Source organism: Paenibacillus sp. J22P59, assembly GCF_059383895.1.
Map to the genome: position 1 here is coordinate 130,168 of NZ_JBXENX010000008.1, position 20,433 is coordinate 150,600.

At 47.4% G+C, this 20,433-nt stretch carries 18 protein-coding genes; 7 read left to right on the forward strand and 11 right to left on the reverse strand.

Features of this window, described 5'->3' with window-relative positions; translation table 11 throughout:
- Positions 1 to 6: 6 nt before the first annotated feature.
- Together aguB and AC50YO_RS15435 are read right to left on the reverse strand one after the other, a co-directional pair.
- Positions 7 to 882: an N-carbamoylputrescine amidase gene (gene aguB, locus AC50YO_RS15430; RefSeq protein WP_494848340.1), complete on the reverse strand. Its 876-nt coding sequence runs from the start codon at positions 880 to 882 to the stop codon at positions 7 to 9.
- 39 nt (positions 883 to 921) lie between these two features.
- Positions 922 to 1,956, reverse strand: coding sequence for an agmatine deiminase family protein (locus tag AC50YO_RS15435; protein WP_494848710.1), 1,035 nt, complete (start codon positions 1,954 to 1,956; stop codon positions 922 to 924).
- Positions 1,957 to 2,193: 237 nt separating this feature from the next.
- Here AC50YO_RS15435 and AC50YO_RS15440 point away from each other — a divergent pair, with 237 nt between their 5' ends.
- The 3 genes from AC50YO_RS15440 (at position 2,194) to AC50YO_RS15450 (ending at position 5,269) form a co-directional block, all read left to right on the forward strand.
- Positions 2,194 to 2,838, forward strand: coding sequence for a DUF2306 domain-containing protein (locus tag AC50YO_RS15440; protein ID WP_494848342.1), 645 nt, complete (start codon positions 2,194 to 2,196; stop codon positions 2,836 to 2,838).
- A gap of 148 nt (positions 2,839 to 2,986) precedes the next feature.
- The gene (locus AC50YO_RS15445) at positions 2,987 to 4,081 is read left to right on the forward strand and encodes a PRK06851 family protein (RefSeq protein WP_494848344.1); all 1,095 of its coding nucleotides are present in this window, start codon (positions 2,987 to 2,989) and stop codon (positions 4,079 to 4,081) included.
- Between the two features lie 156 nt (positions 4,082 to 4,237).
- The gene (locus AC50YO_RS15450; protein WP_494848345.1) at positions 4,238 to 5,269 is read left to right on the forward strand and encodes an LLM class flavin-dependent oxidoreductase; all 1,032 of its coding nucleotides are present in this window, start codon (positions 4,238 to 4,240) and stop codon (positions 5,267 to 5,269) included.
- Here AC50YO_RS15450 and AC50YO_RS15455 read toward each other — a convergent pair.
- From AC50YO_RS15455 to rlmN, 4 genes are all read right to left on the reverse strand, one after another.
- Positions 5,266 to 5,826 (reverse strand): class I SAM-dependent methyltransferase, encoded by a 561-nt coding sequence (locus AC50YO_RS15455; RefSeq protein WP_494848347.1) that lies wholly within the window; start codon positions 5,824 to 5,826, stop codon positions 5,266 to 5,268. The genes AC50YO_RS15450 and AC50YO_RS15455 overlap by 4 nt on opposite strands.
- 3 nt (positions 5,827 to 5,829) lie before the next feature.
- A complete protein-coding gene (locus tag AC50YO_RS15460; RefSeq protein WP_494848349.1) occupies positions 5,830 to 7,278 on the reverse strand; it encodes a DEAD/DEAH box helicase in 1,449 nt (482 codons plus the stop codon).
- Between the two features lie 69 nt (positions 7,279 to 7,347).
- Positions 7,348 to 8,403, reverse strand: coding sequence for a TlpA family protein disulfide reductase (locus AC50YO_RS15465; RefSeq protein WP_494848351.1), 1,056 nt, complete (start codon positions 8,401 to 8,403; stop codon positions 7,348 to 7,350).
- Positions 8,404 to 8,517: 114 nt separating this feature from the next.
- On the reverse strand, positions 8,518 to 9,579 hold the full coding sequence (rlmN, locus tag AC50YO_RS15470; protein WP_494848353.1) for a dual-specificity RNA methyltransferase RlmN: 1,062 nt from the start codon (positions 9,577 to 9,579) through the stop codon (positions 8,518 to 8,520).
- 217 nt (positions 9,580 to 9,796) lie between these two features.
- Here rlmN and AC50YO_RS15475 point away from each other — a divergent pair, with 217 nt between their 5' ends.
- Entirely contained in the window at positions 9,797 to 10,342 is a 546-nt protein-coding gene (locus AC50YO_RS15475) for a pyridoxamine 5'-phosphate oxidase family protein (protein ID WP_494848712.1), read from the forward strand.
- 91 nt (positions 10,343 to 10,433) lie between these two features.
- On the opposite strand, the gene AC50YO_RS15480 is transcribed toward AC50YO_RS15475, so the two are convergent.
- Both AC50YO_RS15480 and AC50YO_RS15485 read right to left on the reverse strand, forming a co-directional pair.
- Positions 10,434 to 11,767, reverse strand: a protein-coding gene (locus AC50YO_RS15480; RefSeq protein WP_494848355.1) for an IS3 family transposase whose coding sequence is annotated in 2 segments (ribosomal slippage) — positions 10,434 to 11,380 and positions 11,380 to 11,767 — 1,335 coding nt in all. Because the reading frame shifts where the segments join, the coding sequence is not laid out codon by codon here.
- Between the two features lie 139 nt (positions 11,768 to 11,906).
- Positions 11,907 to 12,290: a winged helix-turn-helix transcriptional regulator gene (locus tag AC50YO_RS15485; RefSeq protein ID WP_494848357.1), complete on the reverse strand. Its 384-nt coding sequence runs from the start codon at positions 12,288 to 12,290 to the stop codon at positions 11,907 to 11,909.
- A 125-nt stretch (positions 12,291 to 12,415) separates the two neighbouring features.
- On the opposite strand from AC50YO_RS15485, the gene AC50YO_RS15490 reads away from it, so the two are divergent.
- Positions 12,416 to 13,453 carry a zinc-binding alcohol dehydrogenase family protein gene (locus tag AC50YO_RS15490; RefSeq protein ID WP_494848359.1) on the forward strand — a complete coding sequence of 346 codons (1,038 nt, stop codon included), beginning with the start codon at positions 12,416 to 12,418 and terminating at the stop codon, positions 13,451 to 13,453.
- 969 nt (positions 13,454 to 14,422) lie between these two features.
- Complete coding sequence (locus AC50YO_RS15495; RefSeq protein ID WP_494848361.1) at positions 14,423 to 16,033, forward strand: M14 family zinc carboxypeptidase; 1,611 nt, start codon at positions 14,423 to 14,425, stop codon at positions 16,031 to 16,033.
- Positions 16,034 to 16,245: 212 nt separating this feature from the next.
- Here AC50YO_RS15495 and AC50YO_RS15500 read toward each other — a convergent pair whose 3' ends face one another.
- Positions 16,246 to 17,061: an SDR family NAD(P)-dependent oxidoreductase gene (locus tag AC50YO_RS15500; protein ID WP_494848363.1), complete on the reverse strand. Its 816-nt coding sequence runs from the start codon at positions 17,059 to 17,061 to the stop codon at positions 16,246 to 16,248.
- A gap of 41 nt (positions 17,062 to 17,102) precedes the next feature.
- Complete coding sequence (locus AC50YO_RS15505; protein WP_494848365.1) at positions 17,103 to 17,537, reverse strand: MarR family winged helix-turn-helix transcriptional regulator; 435 nt, start codon at positions 17,535 to 17,537, stop codon at positions 17,103 to 17,105.
- Positions 17,538 to 17,991: 454 nt separating this feature from the next.
- Here AC50YO_RS15505 and nagZ point away from each other — a divergent pair, with 454 nt between their 5' ends.
- Positions 17,992 to 19,191: a beta-N-acetylhexosaminidase gene (gene nagZ, locus AC50YO_RS15510; protein ID WP_494848367.1), complete on the forward strand. Its 1,200-nt coding sequence runs from the start codon at positions 17,992 to 17,994 to the stop codon at positions 19,189 to 19,191.
- A gap of 89 nt (positions 19,192 to 19,280) precedes the next feature.
- Here nagZ and AC50YO_RS15515 read toward each other — a convergent pair whose 3' ends face one another.
- Positions 19,281 to 20,426 (reverse strand): glycerate kinase, encoded by a 1,146-nt coding sequence (locus AC50YO_RS15515; RefSeq protein WP_494848369.1) that lies wholly within the window; start codon positions 20,424 to 20,426, stop codon positions 19,281 to 19,283.
- Between the last annotated feature and the right edge of the window lie 7 nt (positions 20,427 to 20,433).

Sequence of the window (20,433 nt, forward strand, 5' to 3'; positions counted from 1 at the left end):
TCGGATCTATAAAATTTGGCTGCCGTCATAGGTGGCAATGGCCTTATACAGATCAGGACGACGATCACGGAAAATTCCCCATTCGATACGTTGTACCTCAAGCTGATCCAGATCGAATTCCGCGACCAGCACACCTTCTTCCGTGCGTCCCGCTTCCTCGATCATATTGCCTTGCGGTCCAGCGATGAAGGAAGAACCATAGAAGTCAATGCTGGAGTCCTCATCCACTTCTTTGCCGATACGATTAGAGGCAATGACTGGAATGAGATTGGAGGCAGCATGGCCGCGCATGCACATTTGCCAATGATCCTTGGAATCAATCGAGCCGTCCTGAGGCTCCGAGCCAATCGCTGTCGGATAGAACAACAGCTCTGCGCCCATAAGCGACATACATCTCGCCGCTTCCGGATACCACTGGTCCCAGCACACGCCTACGCCGATCTTCGCATAACGGGTCTTCCATACCTTGAAGCCGGTATCGCCGGGGTTGAAATAGAACTTCTCTTCATAGCCGGGACCGTCGGGAATATGGCTTTTGCGGTAAAGGCCCAGCACCTCACCATCCGCATCAATGACTGCAAGCGAATTATAGCGGGCATAATTCTTCTTCTCATAAAAGCTGATTGGCAGCACGACCTGCAGCTCTTTGGCTATTTGGCGAAAATGATTGACTGCTTTGTTGTTCTCAAGCTCCGTCGCATAATGATAATAATCGGCCTTCTCCTTCTGGCAGAAGTAAGGGGTCTCGAACAGCTCCTGAATCAGGATGATCTGAGCACCCTTAGCAGCAGCTTCCCGCACCAGCGCTTCGGCTTTATTAATATTTTCCTCTATATTCGTCGAGCAGCTCATTTGTGTCGCTGCAACCTTTACATTTCTCAAGTAGAGTCACCTCGTTAACTATAATAGTAAGAGCTTGACTTACGCTCTAGCACTCGCTGGCATTTGTTGTGTCGTACAATGGACGTTGCCGCCCTCTTTAATAATCGACATCCCATTAATCTTGCGGATTCTCCGATCAGGGAAAGCATTCGCTAGTACCTGCTCCGCCTTGCGGTCGGTCTCTTCAGCCGTTCCGCCGAACACTGGAAGAATAATTCCTCCGTTGACGAAATAGAAATTCAAATAGCTAAGCGTAAGACGCTGCTCGCCATAGAAGGTCTTAGGAGGCTGCTCGATCTCAATAATCTCGAGCTTCCGTCCCTTTACATCCGTTGCTTCGCGAAGAATAGCGAGATTCTCTTGGGTAATGGCATAGTTCTCATCCGACGGGTCATGGCAGACCTGCATAATAATGCGGCCTGGAGCTGCAAAGCAAGCAATATTATCCACATGGCCATCCGTCTCATCGCCATCCAGCCCGTTCTTCAGCCAGATAATTTTCTCTACGTTCACGAAATCCTTCACATAACTCGCAATCTCTTCCCGGCTCAGATGAGGATTGCGGTTCGTATTGAGCAGGCATTCCTCCGTTGTCAGCAGCGTACCCTCTCCATCTACATGGATAGAGCCGCCCTCCATAACCAGAGGAGCATCCAGACGGCGTACGCCATAATGCTCCAGTACCTGCGGAGCTACCGCATCATCCAGATCCCATGGCTCGTATTTGCCGCCCCATGCGTTGAACTTCCAGTTCACTCCTGCGATCTCCTGCTCATTGTTCAGCAGGAACGTTGGACCATTGTCCCGGAACCAAGCGTCGTTATGAGCGATCACTAGAAAAGTTATATTAGATTCCGTAAAACGCGCTCGCACCGCTTCCTCATCGGACGGGTTAACGATTACAGTTACAGCTTCAAATTCGGCTGTTGCTTTAATTAAATCCTCATAGCCCTGTGTTACTGCATGATAATCATCGGGATAAACCATAGAGTCTTGTACGGGCCAAGACACGAAAGTACGCTCATGCGTTACCCATTCTGCTGGCATTGTATAGTGTAATTCCTTAGCATTCATCTCATTCATCTCACTTTATCCATGGATTTTGCGCGGCACCAGCCGCGGACAGCGAGTACCAGCTTTCATCATATACTAAAAGAAGATTCTGCTCAATGCTAGAAATGTGAACGAAACAGCAGGAATGGCGCTATTGCTTATGATTCTCTTTCTTCGAATGTGTGCAGCAGATCAGTCCCGGGATGTATTTACATATTATTGTTAAATCGCTATTAATAGAGAATTAGGAGGGATATAATGAAAGCAAAAATTGGGCTATGGAGCATCGCAATTCTAGCTATTCTCGTGACCGCCTATGCCATTCAGTTCGGCATCTCGAACTTGCAGGATTCCAGCACGGCACAGGAAGACAGCTTCATCGTGTTTAGCGGCGATCGGCATATGTGGATTATTGTACACGCCTTCGCCGGCTCGTTAGCGCTTCTCGTAGGCTGGATGCAATTCATACGCAGATGGCGCCAAGGCTCCATACGCCTGCATCGCATAATTGGCATGCTCTATACACTGGGCATTGCAGTAGGCGGTCTTACTGGACTCTATTTAGCGTTATTTGCTGCAGGGGGCTTGGCTAGCTCACTTGGCTTCGGATTATTGTCATTAGGGTGGCTAGTCACCACAGGAATTGGCGTCTATGCAATTGCAGTGAAGAAATCGCCGATTGCGCATAGCAATTGGATGATTCGCAGCTATGCGCTAGCTTTTGCCGCCGTGACCCTTCGAATCTATCTTCCGGTAGCTGTGATCAGCTTTGGCGAAGACCATTTCATAACCAGCTATACAATTATCGCATGGCTCTGCTGGGTTCCTAATCTGTTTTTTGCCGAGTGGCTCATCAGGAGAAAAACACGCCGGAGGAACAGTACCCCTGTCATCCAAGCATAACTTAGTGCCATTTCTATTTTTGTAGCCCCTCCCTATCGTTATAGGCTTGAGGGGCTTTTTCTTATTTTATTCAGGCTGCACCTTTTCCCCAGAAGAGTAATACGATGAGTTATGCGCCATGATATTAGCCTAGAAAGGTGTGACGGTGATGACTGGAATCATCCAACATTTTTATGCAGGCGGGAATACCGCTCGCGGCTTCACCAGCCTGTACGACTCATCTCTGCAAGGGCTTGAACGTTTATTCCTACTAGAAGGGGGGCCTGGCACAGGAAAGTCGCAGGTGATTCAGGCCATCGGAGAGCAAATGGCTGAGAACGGCTATGATTGCTGGTTCATCCATTGTGCCTCAGATAACGACGCACTTGATGGAGTTATTATTCCCGAACTGAAGACAGGTCTCGTCAAAGGAACGGCACCACGGACAATCGCGCCTGACCTGCCCGACGAAGCAGTGACTTATGTCAATTTTGAACAGACAAGGACGCCTTCCTCACAAGAGGATGTGCAGGCCTTTATAGACAGAAGCAGCCTGATCTCCGAGACATTCGAGCTTGCTTATGCCGGATTCGCTGAGGCTCTTCGCATACATGACGATTGGGAAGCAATCTATATTGCCAATATGAACTTCAACGCAGCCGATGAGCTGACGAATGATTATACTCATATTCTCTATGGCGATCGCAGACTGAAGAAGGAAAGCCGAGTTGATCACCGATTCCTTGGAGCTGCGACTCCGCAAGGAGCGGTCGATTATGTCCCTGACCTAACGGATGGCTTGAATCGCTACCTCATCAAGGGGCGCCCTGGCTCCGGCAAATCCACTATGCTGAAAAAGCTTGCAGCAGCTGGTGTGGACCGCGGCTTTGATGTGGAGATTTACCACTGCGGCTTTGATCCTAACAGCTTGGATATGGTCATTGTAAGAGAGCTCGGATTCGCTATATTCGACAGTACCGCCCCTCACGAGTACTTCCCTGACCGCATCACTGATGAGATCGTGGATATGTATAAAATCTGCATCAAACCGGGAACGGACGAAGCCCACGCTGAAGCTCTTCGGGATATTAAGGAACAATATGCTGCCAAGATGAAGCAGTCTATCGCTCATCTGGCTACAGCCAAAGCTCTGCATGATGAGCTGGAGCTGCTCTACACCCCTTCTTTAGATCTGAGATTTCTCCATCGAATCCAAGAGGAGATTTTGCAAGAAATGAACAGTATTGCCGCTGAAATTGATTAATAGCAAAAGGAGCAGCCTCTCTCTCAATGAGGAAGCCGCTCCTTTTTTACAATAGAATACTATCTTACATAAGATTAGGCACTTGCTTTTGTAGCGTTGGTAAATCAATAATAAAAGGGTAACCTATATAATCAGGTTTGAGAGGATGAGGATAGGATGTTGGAAAACAATACGATTAATAAATTGGCGGAGATTCCTATTTCGATTCTGGATCTTGCGCCAGTAATTGTGGGCAGCACACCCGCTGACGCCCTTCGCAATACACTTGATCTTGCTCGTCATGCCGAGCAGTGGGGCTACCACCGCTACTGGCTTGCCGAGCATCATAATATGCCCGGCATCGCAAGCTCGGCTACATCGCTTGTCATTGGGCATGTAGCAGGCGGTACAAACACCATTCGTGTAGGCTCAGGCGGAATCATGCTGTCCAATCATGCCCCATTAATGATTGCTGAGCAGTTCGGCACGCTGGAGTCTCTCTATCCCGGCCGTATCGACTTAGGGCTCGGAAGGGCTCCCGGCTCGGACCAGCCTGCTATGCGTGCCCTTCGCCGTGGTCTTGGAAGCGATGGCAATGACTTCCCAGAACAGCTCCTTGAGCTTCGCTCTTACTTAGATCCAGCTTCTTTTCACTCTCGTCCAGCTGGAGTAAGGGCTATTCCCGGAGAAGGTCTTAATATTCCGATCTGGCTGCTCGGCTCCAGCGGCTTCAGTGCACAGCTCGCAGGGCAGCTCGGTCTTCCGTTCTCCTTCGCCAGCCATTTTGCCCCTGGCTACTTACTGCCAGCCTTACAGCTGTATCATAGCCAATTCCGCCCTTCAGCAGCATTGGACAAGCCTTATGCTATGATTGGCATTAATGTCATCCTAGCTGATACCGATGAAGAAGCTCAGCTCTTGGCAACGTCACAGCAGCAGCAATTCCTTAATCTCGTTCGCGGACAAACGGGCCAATTGAATCCTCCGGTCGCTAATATGGATCTTCTATGGAATGCGCAGGAGAAAGCTCATATCCAGAACCAACTGAGCTATACGATTGCGGGCAACCCAGACACCGTTCGAGAGAGGCTGCTGGCGATTCTGCAGGAGACAAGAGCCAATGAATTCATTGTGGGCTGCCAGGTCTATGATCATGAAGCCCGTTTGAAATCTTACCGTATGCTAGCTGAGCTGGTGAAAGGAAGCTAAACCCTAATTACCACCTGAGGCTTGTCTACACGGTAAACATACACCTTTGTTCGATAGAGGTCTCTACAAGTAATGACACGCTCTGCTTGCCAGCCTGGCAGCGCAAAGCAGACACTGATAACTCTTGCTCCTGCTGGCAGCTGCTTGCGCAGTATCGGGCTTAACCGACTCATAGCGCCAGGGTACAAGTAACACACGACGATATCCGTATTTGCATAGCCGTTATAAGTATAAATATCGCCGTGCCGGAACGTAATTCTGCTTCTGCCGCGGGAGACAAATAGATTCAGCCATTGGGAGATCCATAGCGGCACAGGAGAATTCTCAATGCCGATGAGCCGCCAATTGGCACAATGCTTATTTAAATAAAAAGCAAGCGTTCCCCAGCCCGAACCAGCTTCGACAATCGTTCCTGTTTCCGGTACGAGCCGATTCACTTCAGCCGCCACCGCAATGCGGACCGAAGCTGATGCGGGCATGGGAGATATGCCGTTCTTCCAGCTTATATAGACGATGGATACTACAGCCAGCAAGGCAATGCCTGCGAGATAGACCACTTGCTACTGTTTATTCGCTGGATGAACCTTCAGCAGCTTGCCTTTAACCGTCGTATTTTTCATTGCTTGAATAACGAGCTGGCCTTTTCCGTTCAGAATATCAACGTAGGTGACATTATCCTCAATCGCAATAATACCGATATCCTCCGCCGTTACTCCTTCAATTCTGGCAATAGTACCTACGAAATCGACAGCCCTAAGCTTCTTCTTCTTCCCGCCATTGAAATACAGCTTCAGAATTTGTTCATTTAATTGCGCGCTTCTATCCTTCTTCAGCATAGGCTGCTTTTTCATGCTTTGATCGAAGGCTGCCTTCGCCTGACGAACCTCTTCACGATCAGGTGTATCCTTTCTCGGAATCTCGAAGCCCAAGTATCCCTCAATGAAGGCTAGAAATTTATCTTCATGAGGCGTGACGAAGCTGATGGCTTGTCCAGATTTGCCTGCCCGCCCTGTTCTGCCCGCCCGATGAACGTAGCTTTCCTTCTCCATCGGAAGATCATAATTAATGACATGCGTAATGCTGTCTATATCAATGCCTCTGGCAGCTACATCGGTAGCTGCTAAATAACGGAACTCTCCTCTTTTGAAGGCATTCATTACTTCGAACCGATCATCCTGCTCCATCCCGCCATGGATTTTGTTAATCGGATAGCCTCGCTGCTCCAGCTCTTGATGGACAAGATCGACCTGCCCTTTCGTCCTGCAGAATATAATGCAGCTTGCCGGATTCTCGACAACGGTTACGTCCAGCAATAACTGAAGCTTCTCTTTCTCTGGGACGGTATAGAGGGAATGAGCAATTTGATCGGTGGTTTTCTCCGTTGTTTCGATTGTAATGGCAATGGGGTCCTGCATATAACGATGGCAGAGCCGCTCTACATCCTTCGGAAGCGTCGCCGAGAATACCAAGGTCACTCGATCCTGTGGCAGCTCTCGGATTATCACTTCCACCTGCTCAATGAAGCCCATGCTCAGCATCTCGTCCGCTTCGTCAATAACGAGATATTTCACCCGCTCCAGATCAATCGTGTCCTTCTCAATATGATCCATTACGCGTCCCGGCGTGCCTACGACAACATGGTTTTTTTGCGTGAGCTCGGCCTTCTGCTTGGCGAAGGGCTGCTTCCCATAGACAGCTGTCGCTTTGATGCGCTTATATCTCCCGATATTTTTAATGTCATCCTTAACTTGGTCGGCCAGCTCGCGCGTCGGCGTCAGAATTAGCGCCTGTGGCTTGTTCTCTTCCCAATCGAGCATCTCACAGATCGGAATCCCATAGGCAGCTGTCTTACCGCTTCCCGTATGTGACTTCACGACCAGATCCTTCATCTTGAGGGCAATGGGTATTACTTCACTCTGCACACTCGTGGGCTGCTCGTAGCCCAGACTCTCTAACGCTCTCGTAATCTCTTCACTTAATGCATATTCTTGAAAGCTGCCTTTACTCATCGTTGTTCTCCTTTTATGTGTAGCTATCTTATTATTATCGTTCTCTATTCTTATGAAGCCTGTTCATCCTTACGAGCCAATTGCCTGAATCGTCTTGCTCATACTCTCGTAGCTGAATGCGCCAAGGAACCTTGTATGGATGATCCCCTCTTTATCGAGAATATACGTGGTCGGAAAAGCTTTGACGTTATAGAGATCCGCGATCTCACCTCGGTGATCCAATGCAATTGGGAAGTTCAATCCTTCCCGGTCTGCATAGCTATCCGCCTGTCCTGCATCGCGCTCCTGGCTTGTCACATTAATGGACAGAATAACAACCTCTTGCCCCTTATACGTCTGATACAGCTTCTCCACATGGGGCATTTCTGTCTTGCATACCCGGCACCAGGTCGTCCAGAAGTTCATCAGGACGATCTTCCCGCGATATTCCGCTGTATCGAACGTATTACCATCCCCATCTTCTAGCTGCACACGAGGAGCAAGCTGTCCCTCACGAATGCCTATGCCCGCCTGCTGCGACCCATCCCCTGCCTGAAGCTGATCCTGCACAGTCGAGATCAGCATCAAGGCAATTAAGACAAGCCCAAGCGCCTGCAGGACTGATCGCATGATCGCACCCCTATTGCCGAATAGCTGGGCACCAGCCTTGGCTATGGCAGCAGGACTAAGCAGCAGCAGGAGCAAGAATAAAGCGAGGAACAGAATGATGTAATACGATAAGAATAGCCTGTCTGCCAACACAATACGGGCCAAATATACTGCGGCTGTCCAGCCTGATACGGCTACCAAGACCAAGGCAACAGCCTGTGTCCTGCCTAATTTTTTGGAATAGCGATACGCCAGCAGCACGATCGTACAGACAGATGCCAGCCATACCCCTTTCGTTCCCCCGCTAAAAAAGAGCAGCGACATCGGATGCTCGATTACCCCTTTCAGATCAAAGAGAAGAAGGCTGCCCTTCCAGACCGCAATCCATACAAAAACCGCACTCCAAGCAATCGAAACCGCGATTTCCCGATCAGCCTTTGCTCGCATTCTTATGGACAAGATGCCAGCCATGCCCGCAAGCAGATACACCAACAGCTCGGTATTCAGAACCAGTGACCCCAGTTGTATGTTCGACACCGTTATCCCTCCTTGCAAGCCCTCCGTTGACACCAACAACAGCAAGGCAACTAGATGCTCTCCATCCTGCTTTCAAAAAAAGCGTATCCACATCGAGTTGGATACGCTGGTCTATTACTTCGCTTCTTTTATTTGTTTGCTTCTGAGCTGCCCGCAAGCCGCATCGATATCCGTACCATGCTCCAAGCGAACGCTGCAGCTGATGCCTTGCTTTTTCAACGTATCATAGAATTCTCGTACCGACTCATGCTCGGTTCGTTGATACTGGCTATGCTCATCTACCGGATTATAAGGAATCAGATTCACATTGGCAAGCTGGCGCCTATCTCCCACAAGCTCTGCCAGTTCAAGAGCATGCTCCTTCTTGTCGTTCACATCCTTAAGCAGGATATACTCCAGCGTAATTCTCCGATTGGTCTTCTCCAAATAATAATCAATAGCTTCCATTAGCTTCTCTATTGGAATGCCCCGGTTGATCTTCATAATTCTCGTACGAAGCTCGTTATTAGGCGCATGCAACGAAATAGCCAAATTCACATTAAGATCGGTATCTGCGAATTCCTTAATTTTGTTAGCTAGTCCGCTAGTAGACACGGTAATATGTCTAGCCCCAATAGCCAGACCCTTATGATCAATAACCGTTCGCAGGAAGTCGATCATATTCGTGAAGTTATCGAACGGCTCGCCGATACCCATAACAACCACGTGAGTTACTCGCTCGCCTTGCCCCAGCCGATCGAGATGATGCTGGACCTTCATAATTTGCTCGACGATCTCGCCGCTGGACAAGTCACGGTCTTTGCTAAGCAGACCGCTTGCGCAGAAGCTGCAGCCAATATTGCAGCCTACTTGTGTGGTAACACAGACGGACAAGCCATATTTATGTCTCATTAATACCGTCTCAATTAGATTGCCATCCTGCAGCTTGAACAGAAATTTAATGGTGCCATCCTGCGATTCCTGCTTCAAGTGCTCCGTCAAGGTCTCGATAGCATAATGGTCTGATAAAAGCTGAATACAATCTTTATTCACATCGGTCATGGCCGTGAACTCGGTTACCCGCTTCCGATAGAGCCAGTCCCACACCTGTGAGGCCCGGAATTTCTTATGCCCGCGTTCATTAAGCCATGCCGTTAGCTGATCCAAAGTTAATCCATATATGGATGGTTTACTCATGCGTTACCCTCTTTTCAAAACAGTGAAGTTCAATCCTATTCTACTTCTACAGCTCAAATGAAGCAAGCGATCGCCTGCCTTGTCTCAGCCTCGCTCCAATGCGCCAACTGACCCTGTATAATTGAAGAATTCTGTCCCTTTTTACATGGACAATAGCCCTCTATACTGATTTTAACACATTTGAGCGCGGGCAGTAGAAAGGGGAATGGACAATTCTATGTTTTCTATCCGATTGGAAAAAAGAGCCTGTACAGATCAAAACAGAATCAATTATTTTCTAAGCCAGGCCAAGACAGGCTTCCTTGGTCTATCTCTCCAAGATCAGCCCTATGTCATTCCCGTGAATTTCGTATGGCGCGACGGAGCGATTTACTTCCATGGCTCCTCAGAGGGACGCAAAAACACTTATATGCAGAACAATTCACAAGCTTGCTTCACCATTGGAGAAGAATACGGCACTCTAACCTCTCCCATTCCCGCCCATACAGATACCGCATATATGAGTGTGGTCATCACTGGAAGCGTTACGTTTCTATCGGATCTCGATGAGTCAACAGAAGCGATGCAGGCCTTATTGGACAAATATGTTCCCGGGTTTTACAGCCAGCCGCTATCGCACAGCCACGTTGATAAATATAGATCCTCGCTCGGCAGCAAGACGGCTGTGTTCAAGATTGTCCCTGCCTCCCTATCCGCTAAGGAAAATGCATCCTCAGAAGAAGAGCTGTTTTATCACGGTAAAAAGATGAACGATACGCTCTGACTGGATAGAGCTGGCTATGTTCGTCATGCTAATGAAAAAAAGGCCTCTCCTGCATAAACTGTACCCCTTGTAAAGGACATTTTTAAAAAGTCTAGGCAGATTGAAGAAGATGATCTCTGTATTGAACAGGGGTCATCTTTTTTAAATTCCATTGGTATCTGTAGTGATTGTAATAAGTCATGTAGTCCTTAATCTCCCGTTTTAACTCGTTCAAAGTCAAACAGGGTTTAATGGAGGCCTGATCTTTAAAATGACCGAAAAATGATTCCTGAGGTGCGTTGTCCCAACAGTTTCCCCGCCTGGACATTGACTGTTTTAAATTCATCTTCCTCACCATTTTTTGAAAATCTGGATGTGTATAATGGGATCCCTGGTCAGAATGAATTAAGGCCCCCTCTGCTTTCTTAAACCTTCTGTTTTTCTTAAGCTTAACGAGGGTGGCTGTTACAAGATCCATCGTGATTCGGTCTGATACATGATAGGCTACGATCTCATTAGTCGAACTGTCTTTAATGGTTGATAGGTAGGCTTTCTTGCCTGAACCGTATAATAAATAGGTGATGTCCGTCAGTAATACCTTACCAGGAATGTTCTGCTTAAACTCCCGGTTTAGCAGGTTGGGAACGACCCTGTGCTCTTGGGTGGCCTTCATCATCCTTTTATAGGGATTGGCCTTTCTGAAAGGGCACACAATGCCGTACTTCTTCATAATCCTCCTGATGCGTTTCAGATTGTAGACAACCTTAAACTGCCCCTCTAGCGTCATCTTAATAGAACGGGCACCTTTCTTGCGTTTTTTGAAATGATACGCTTTTAAGATGACCTCTTTTACCTGTTCATCTTGCTGATCACGTTGGCTTCGCTTTTGCTTTGCCTCGGAAGACCAGTACCTGTAATAACCGCTCCTGGAAACCTCAACTATCCCACATAAATAGTTGACCATACGATGGAGTTGATATTTCTTGATAATGCTATGGATTAGAATATATTTTTGGTGTGGTGACAGCCTTATTTCTTGCTCTGCCCCCTTCCCGCAAAACGAATCTTTTTTAACAATTCGTTCTCCGCTTTTAACAAGTTGTTCTGAGCCTCCAGCCTGGCATACTTCTCTTCCAACGTCAGTTCTCTCATGAGAGGTCTTCCTGATCCTCGGCTTCTCGTATCCTGCAAGCCTAAAACACCGTTCTCATGGAACCCCGCACGCCATCTTTTCCCCGAAGATCTGACTCTTTGGATCCCAATAACGGCTACGTCAAAACCACATTCCTCAAATATTTCTCTCGGCAGTTTGCCTTTGTTATTCTCTGAGATAAACAATTGCTTAAACGCATCCGTATACGTAATTGCCTTTGAAGATACAGACTTCACATAAGGATTGTTAGACAACAGATTGATTTCTTTATCTGTGAATATTTTCTTACTCACTTCATTTTTCCATTCCCATCTTTTCTGATATAAACAAAAGTACCCTACTGAGAGACTTTTTTAAAGTGTCTTCTCGATAGGGTACAGTTTAGCAGCAGGGGGCCTTCTTTCATTATTATTAAACAAGAATCATAGGCTGCTACGAGCCGATCTCCTCGCTACTCTTCGTTCTGGCCTCATCCAGCTTGCTCTGGTAGCCTTCTCCCCAGACTTTCATAGCTAAAATGATCGGTTCAAGTGTTCTTCCGAACTCGGTTAGCGAATACTCTACCTTAGGGGGAACCTCTTTATACACTTCACGATGAATGATGCCATCCCGCTCAAGCTCACGGAGCTGTAAGGTCAGCATGAATGCGGTGATGCCCGGATATAAACGACGAAACTCGCTAAATCTCCTTGTACCGGCAATCAGATGATAGAGAATGATTCCCTTCCACTTGCCTCCGATGACCCCCAGCGTTATCTCAACAGGGCATCCTTCTGTACTCGGCGCCACTTTATTCTTTTTTCTTCGATCACCCATATCCCTTTGTCCCTCCAAAGGTATTAAATTTAGTACTATGCCATAAAAATATGCGTACTTATTTCACAACCCTATATCCTATATAATTTTATCGTAATAAACACGATATTGAAAGGATGGGAATAATGAGCAATTCACAAACCATGAGAGCAGTTGGCTTTTATCATAATTTGCCTTTAGCTGATCCCCAGAGCTTGCTGGATCTTGAGATCGCCAAGCCCGTGCCTATGGGGCAAGATTTACTAGTAGAGATCAAGGCTGTTTCTATTAACCCTGTCGATGAGAATATGCGGCATAATCCCCGTGACGGGCAAACAGCCGGTATATTAGGATGGGACGCGGCCGGTGTAGTTGCGGAGGTAGGCCCTAACTGCCAATTGTTCAAGCCGGGAGATGAAGTGTATTATGCAGGTTCATGGAGTCGGCCAGGCTGCAACAGCGCCTTCCATTTGGTCGATGAGCGTATCGTTGGGCGGAAGCCTAACAGCCTGAGCTTCGCGGAAGCAGCTGCTCTGCCTCTGACCTCCATCACCGCTTGGGAAACGCTATATGATCGTCTCGGAATTAGCCATAATGTACGTGATAACCACAATAAAACCATTCTGATCATCGGTGCCGCAGGCGGTGTTGGTTCCATTGCTACGCAGCTCGCTCGTCTGGCAGGCTTAACGGTCATTGGGACTGCATCAAGGCCAGAATCCACGCAGTGGGCTCTAGATCACGGAGCTGAGTTTGTCATTAACCACAATGAGGATTTTCTTAGCCAGCTTCAGGATATCGGTTTTTCGTCTGTCCATTATATTTTCAGCTGCAACAATACAGCCGGGCATTGGGATAATATTGCCGCAGCCATTGCTCCTCAAGGAAAGATCTGCTCGATCGTCCCTACCCATGCTCCTTTGAATATCAACTTGCTGTTTCATAAAAGCGCAGCCTTCATGTATGAATTGATGTTCGTCAGGCCCCAATTCCAGACTGAGGATATGATTCAGCAGCATCAGCTGCTTGAGACTGTAGCCGATCTTGTCGACGCAGGCAAAATAAAAACGACGCTCTCCCAGCGACTGGAGCCGATTGACGCAGCCAATATACGTGAGGCGCATGAGCGGCTCCTCGCCAATAATATGATTGGCAAGCTGGTCGTAGAGAACTTTAAAGACTAATTGAGAGCTATCTCAATTAGTCTTTAAATATTTGGGCAAAAAGGGGCTGTCCCAGAAGATATCTGCTCACTTGAAGAGAAAGCTTGCTTACTAGAAATTTGGTGAAAATTTACGGAATGGCGATGCTAGGGAGGTTATTCCTGTATCGCCATTTCTGCTGTGTGGTCTATTGCTGTCTTCTTGAGTAATGCAGGTGAGCGAAAGCCAACGGGCCTCAAAGCTCACTTTCGGCAATCCTCGAAGCAGAAAACGCCTGACATCGTCGGTTGTTCTTAATTTGTCCGAACATCTGCATCGATTTAATCCTTCTTGATGACAGGTGGCGTCCGGTTCCTTAAGCTGTTCCAATCGCCGCCCTAAAAAAGAAAGGGCTGTCCCAAAAGGCAGGCTCCTAAACTACAAAAGGAATGTCATGTAGAAATTAGTGAATACAATTGCTCTATCTTAATGCTCAGACAGGTAAAAAGGGCCAACAGTGAAGTTATGTTCACTAGTGGAGCAGATGGGTTTCCGACTACTGAATATAGCTGACGTTATCTTCAATATGCCCCAAAATCAAGCCTGTTTTAACGAAAAACGCTTCCTAAAATAGAGTAAGCTCTTCCTATGCGCCATCTGTAAGCGTAGGGGATAAAGCTCCTAGAGCTTTAGGAGCTTTAGGAGCTTTAGGAGCTTTAGGAGCTTTAGGAGCTTTAAGCCCTTCTGCCTTTAAAAAATACCTGCGAAGGAAAGAAGCTGCCCCCAAAAATCATCTTCCTAACTTTTGGGGCAGCCCTATTTTTTTATGTTTTCGTTGAAGGTGAGCCGTCTCTCTAGCTAACTCCATGCTTTTGGGACAGCCTCTTCGTATCTTCTCTATCATTAGACCTATGACTTAGTACTTATTAATTTTGAGGAAAAACAAGGAAAATTTAGATTCTTTGTCGAATAAAATGACCTAGTATTTACATCTAGGAGGAATTTGGAAAAATGAGCTTGCAAAAACGTCTTAAGCTAGCAGTACCCTTCATGCTCGCGGTCGTCTTCATTGTTTCATTGCTTGGACCAGCAGTACCCGCGCACGCCGCATCTATTATCAATCCCAATCAAATCTACAGTTATGAACAGATGACGCGTGATCTGAATAAGCTCGCTGATCGCTACCCTGATCTAATCAAGCTATCCTCCATTGGTGAGAGCGAATATGGCCGCAAGCTATGGAGAATGGACTTCGGCAAAGGACCCGCTATTATTCTATTAAACGGCTCTCACCATGCTCGGGAGTGGATAACTACAACACTGCTGATGTCGATGGTCGAGCATTATGCTTCTTCTTATACGAGCAAGGCAACTTATAATCAGATTGCTGTAAAGGATTTGCTTGACCGTGTCACCTTCGTAATTGTGCCTATGGTTAATCCTGACGGTGTAACCCTTCAACAAAAGGGACTCTCCGCATTCCCGGCATCAGACCACGCTGCATTAAAGAAAATGAACAAGGGCAGCACAAATTTCAAAAGATGGAAAGCAAATGCGAAAGGCATTGACTTGAACCGGCAATACCCCGCTGGCTGGGCAACGATTAGAAATACCGCCCCCGCCAATAACTATATGAATTACAAAGGAACCAAGCCTCTACAAGCCAAAGAAGCAGCCGCGATGGTCAAGCTGACGCGCGATATCAAGCCCGAGCTAGCCATGTCCTATCATTCTTCAGGTGAAATTATTTATTGGCACTACAAAACAAAGGCGGAGAACACTAAACGGGACAGAGCTCTCGCATCCAAGTTTGCGGCAATGACAGGCTACTCCCTGTCCCCTCCCAGCTCTAATCCATCCGGGGGCGGCTTCACCGACTGGTTCATTACAGAATTCGGACGTCCAGCAATGACGCCGGAGATCGGACTTTATGCGGGAGAGACTCATGTTCCATTATCCCAATGGAACAGAATTTGGAGTCAGCATCGCAATACTGGCTGGATGCTCGCTAACGAAGGATACCAGCTATGGCTAGATCGGCAAGAAGCACAGTCCGCATCCGGTAATGTCTACTTGCTATCCGAAGAAACCGTTCGCCAATGGCCTAGCATCGAAGGCAAAACACTTGGCACCGTAAAAGAGGGCTCGTACAAGCTTCTGCGAACTAAGGGAGATTGGCTTGAAATTCAAGCTTCCAAAGGAAGAGTATGGATTAACAATCTAAACGTATTGCAGAACGTAACTGCCGCTCCGAAGGATCAAAAAGTGATGATTGGAGAAAAGACCATTCTCTATACATCACCGCTTAACGGAAAAGCAGCCTCCGTTAATTTGAAAGGACAGCAGCTAACTGTACTGCTATCTTGGAAGGACTGGTACATGGTTCATACCTCTAGCCGAGCACTATGGGTCAAATCCAATCAAGTCACTATAGTCGTGGAAGAAGAACCAGAAGTACCGGAGCCCGAGGTTGAGACAGAGACTGAACCCGGTACCGAAGCAGGCACGAATCCAGAGACAGCACCGGGGAACAACCCCGAGATTGAATCTGGGACAGAGACTACGATTGAGCCGGGAACAGGAGCAGCCCCACACACCGAACAGCCTCTGCCAACCACATAAAACCTGGTAGATTTATAACAGAAGCAGGCATTGATTCCACCATTCCATTGTGCGGAGGCAATGCCTGCTATTTTTTTATAAAAAATATTGGATGGAGGATGGTGCCCCTCGAAGATGTCGAATGCCTTTAATGCGCCCACTTTCTACATCAGCAGTCAGAGAAGCAACAACAAAAAAGCCCGGGAGCTAGTCCCAGGCTTGTACAATAAAGCTTATTTGGATTGTGCTTGCAATTGAGCAACATACGCATTAAAGTCTGGGACAGTAGGGTTAGCAATATAATGTCCGCCTTCAACTTGAATCGTTTGTCCTGTAATAAATTTGGATTCATCAGAAGCCAAGAATAGAACGGTATTGCCAATATCATCCGCTTCACCATGGTAAGGCAATGCATTAAACTTAGCGAAGATATCCAATAGTGCTGGCGGAATATTGTTAGCAGCTGCTGGAGTTAGAATCAGACCAGGAGCAACGCCGTTGCAGCGAATTTTGTCTTTGCCGTACTGTGCAGCAATGTACTTAGTCAAGTTCACAACAGCTGCTTTGGAAGCGCCATATGCAGAGCGTACAGCATCGCCTGTGAAGCCCGCCATAGAAGCCGTATTAATGATGGAACCGCCGCCTGCTTTAATCATATGGGGAATGGCAAATCGGCTGCCCAGCAATACGCTCTTGAGGTTTACATTCATAAGGTGATCCCACTCATCCAGATCCATATTAACAACGTCAAGGTCTTTTTTCAGATTAGTCATACCTACGTTGTTGAATAGAACTGTAATTGTACCGTAGTGGTTAACTGTGAATTCGACTGCCTCTTTAATAGAATCTTCTTTGGATGCATCCAAGAACAGGCCTACTGCTTCTCCGCCTTGGCTAATGATGTTTTGTGCCGCTGCTTTGGCAGCCTCCACATTGAAGTCTCCAATAACAACTTTAGCGCCTTCTTTGGCAAGCAAAGTAGCTGCGGACAAACCGATGCCGGAAGCCCCTCCAGTTACTAAAGCAACCTTACCTTGTACTCTTCCCATGATGATATCTCCTCTGCGGTTGAATTGAGTGTAATTACAATCTAGACTTCTGGTCCATCGAAGCTCTTTAGTAGCTTCCCGTATATCTTCAGAAACTGCTGTACTTCTTCCTCATCTAGCACTTGGAACAGTTCCATTCGGAGCTCTCTCCCTTTTCTCTGTGCCTCCATGAGTATATCTACACCGGCATCCGTGATCGACAAAAATACATTCCGACGATCATTGTCGCTAAACTGACGTTCTGCATAGCCTTGCTTGATTAGCCGATTGGCGATATTCGTCATTGCACCTGGCGAGTACCCAAGATTCTTGGCCAATACCGTTGGTTTTTGCACGCCATGTATCTTCAATTCAGACAGGACTAGAATAGGAGATATTCCTATGTTGTGTTGAAAAGAATTCATCCAGCGAATAATCATTTCATTCGTGAATAATTCCACTGTGCGGATCAGCTTGAAAATATCGGTTTGCTCCAAAATGTCTCCTTAGTCGTTGGATAATATACATATTATCCAAAGTTAATGGTACCAGCGATGAAGTGTTATTCGTCCGGCCCAATCATGAGTTGCTTCCATTAGGCTTGATGACTTGTAACAGCCTTCGAAACTATTTTAACATAAAAATATTTATTGCCAAAGTATTTTTTTGTGAAAATAGTTTCCACTTCTTAACCGTGCAACTTATTGTGCGAATCTGAGTCCTATTACTCATAAAGTTACAAAAGAATGTTCTGGATATAGCAGCCAAATTAAGGTTATCCTAAAAGTATGCTATTTATTCGAGGTGAGCGTAATCATACGACAACAAATAAAAAGAGCGAAGACTAAGAGAGGTTTGCACAAGCTCGGGGCTATTCATATCTTAACCATTCTGTGCGCTTGCCTGCTTCTCCTTCAAAGCTGCTCGCAAGCCAATTCAACGAATCATTCGGTGAATAATTCCACCGATAATTCCGCAGTACAGATGGAGCCTTCCAGCAGCAGCGATACGACTAGCAAGCCAACGGAACCAACTGAAGAGGACCCCTTACTCAAACAACTTAGCGGAATGAGCCTTGAAGATAAAATCGGTCAGATGATCATCGCGGGAGTGGAGAGCAAAGAGCTTGACTCCGATATCCAGCAATTGATTGCGGAGGATAAGCTCGGCGGAATTATTTTGTACAAAAAAAATATCGCTGACCTGAAAGGGATGGTAACGCTAGTAAATGGACTCAAGCATTCCAATGCCAATAATCCCATACCTCTGATAATTAGTGTGGATCAAGAGGGCGGGAAGGTGAGCCGAATGCCATCAGAGTTCACCCCACTCCCTACGAGTCAGGCAGTAGGAGCAACGAATGAGCCCGCTTGGGCCGCCGCGATGGGCAAGCTGCTTGCGCAAGAGCTCAAATTAACTGGATTCAACATGAACTACGCACCTGTATTGGATGTGAACAGCAATCCAGACAATCCCGTTATCGGTGATCGGGCCTTTGGCTCCACAGCTGATCTCGTCACCCGAATGGGTATTGCAGAGATGCAGGGGATACGGGATACAGGGATCATTCCTGTCGTCAAGCATTTTCCGGGACATGGCGATACGTCAGTCGACTCGCATCTGGACCTGCCTGTGGTATACAAGACCAAGGAAGAGCTGGCCCAATTAGAATGGATTCCTTTTCAAGCAGCCATCGAGCAAGATACGGATGCCATCATGGTCGCCCATATTCTCTTTCCCCATATTGATGCGGACAAGCCCGCTTCCTTGTCCTCTATCATCATCGGTGATCAGCTGCGCGGAACCTTGGGCTATGACGGTGTTGTCATGACCGATGATCTGACTATGGGAGCCATTATGAAAAACTTCGATCTGGCTGAGTCTGCGCTCGATACCGTTCTAGCCGGAACCGACCTTGTCATGGTATCTCATGGTTATGAGAATGCTCGGCTTGTGCGAAGCACTCTATTGAAGAGTGTAGAAGAAGGATCACTATCGGTGGAGCGTATAGATCAAAGTGTTCTGCGTATTCTAGCATTGAAGCAGCGCTATCAGTTGAATGACGAAGAAGTGCCCTTGCCGGATGTTACGAAGCTTAATGCAGATATTAAGGCTTGGCTCCGTACAACCGGTCTAGATAAAGCCAAATAAGCATACCGCCAAATTTAATAAATGAGAGGAAGAAGGACAGATTGCCTAGGCAACCTGTCCTTCTTCCTCTCACTCAACTAATTGATTGGCTAGTCTCTCCGTTCGGCGCTAAGTAGAGCAATACGCATCATTTGCTCTGCTGCTTCTTCCAGCAGCAGTTCAGTCTGCTGCATCGCTTCTTCCAGTGTCATCGGGCGGTTAACAATGCTTACAACCGCTGATACCCCGTGCTCATATAAGCTGTCAATCCCTTGTCCTATAGAACCCGTCAAGACAAGGACTGGGACACCATAGCCCAGAGCTATACGAGCTACTCCATAAGGGGTTTTACCATGAACTGTCTGGGAATCCACCTGGCCCTCGCCCGTGATCACAAGATCAGCATTCGCGATCGCCTCTTCCAAGTGTGTATTCCGAGCAACGATCGCAACACCTGATTCCAGTTGCCCATTCAGAAACGCCAGAATAGAGCCCGATAATCCCCCCGCCGCTCCTGCACCCGGAAGATGATGAATGGTTCTCCCCTGCAACTGCTCAATCATATTCGCGAAATGATGCAGGTTATGGTCTAGCAGCTCCACCATTTCAGGTGATGCACCCTTCTGAGGCCCGAATACTAACGATGCTCCATTCGGTCCGACGAATGGGTTGTCGACATCACATGCAACGGTAAAATAGCTCTCCGCAACACGGGGATCTAATCCGTTCATGCTAATGGTGCGGATCTGGTCGAGAGCACCCCCGCCATATCCGATCTGTTGTCCTTGTGCATTGAGCAGCTCTATGCCTAGAGCCTGCAGCATCCCGGCTCCCCCATCATTCGTTGCACTACCGCCTACTGCCAGAATGAAATTACGGCAGCCCTCATCGAGCGCTGCCTTGATAAGCTGCCCTACCCCATAGGTCGTTGTCTTCCATGGATCACGCTCATGATCTTCAAGGAGATACAAACCGGATGCCATAGCCATTTCGATAACACATGTCTTATTATCACCCAGTAAACCGAATCCCGAATCAATCGTTCGACCAAGTGGATCTTGGACAGCTGTGCTAACGAATCTTCCCTTCGCAGCATTAATCAGGCAGTCCATCGTTCCTTCGCCGCCATCTGCCATCGGAATCACTTTCGTATTGCTCTTGGCATCAATCCGTTTAATCCCTTTCTCAATTGCCAGCCCTGCTTCGAGTGCAGACAGGCTCCCTTTGAATGAATCTGGTGCTATTACAATGTTCACCCTCTGC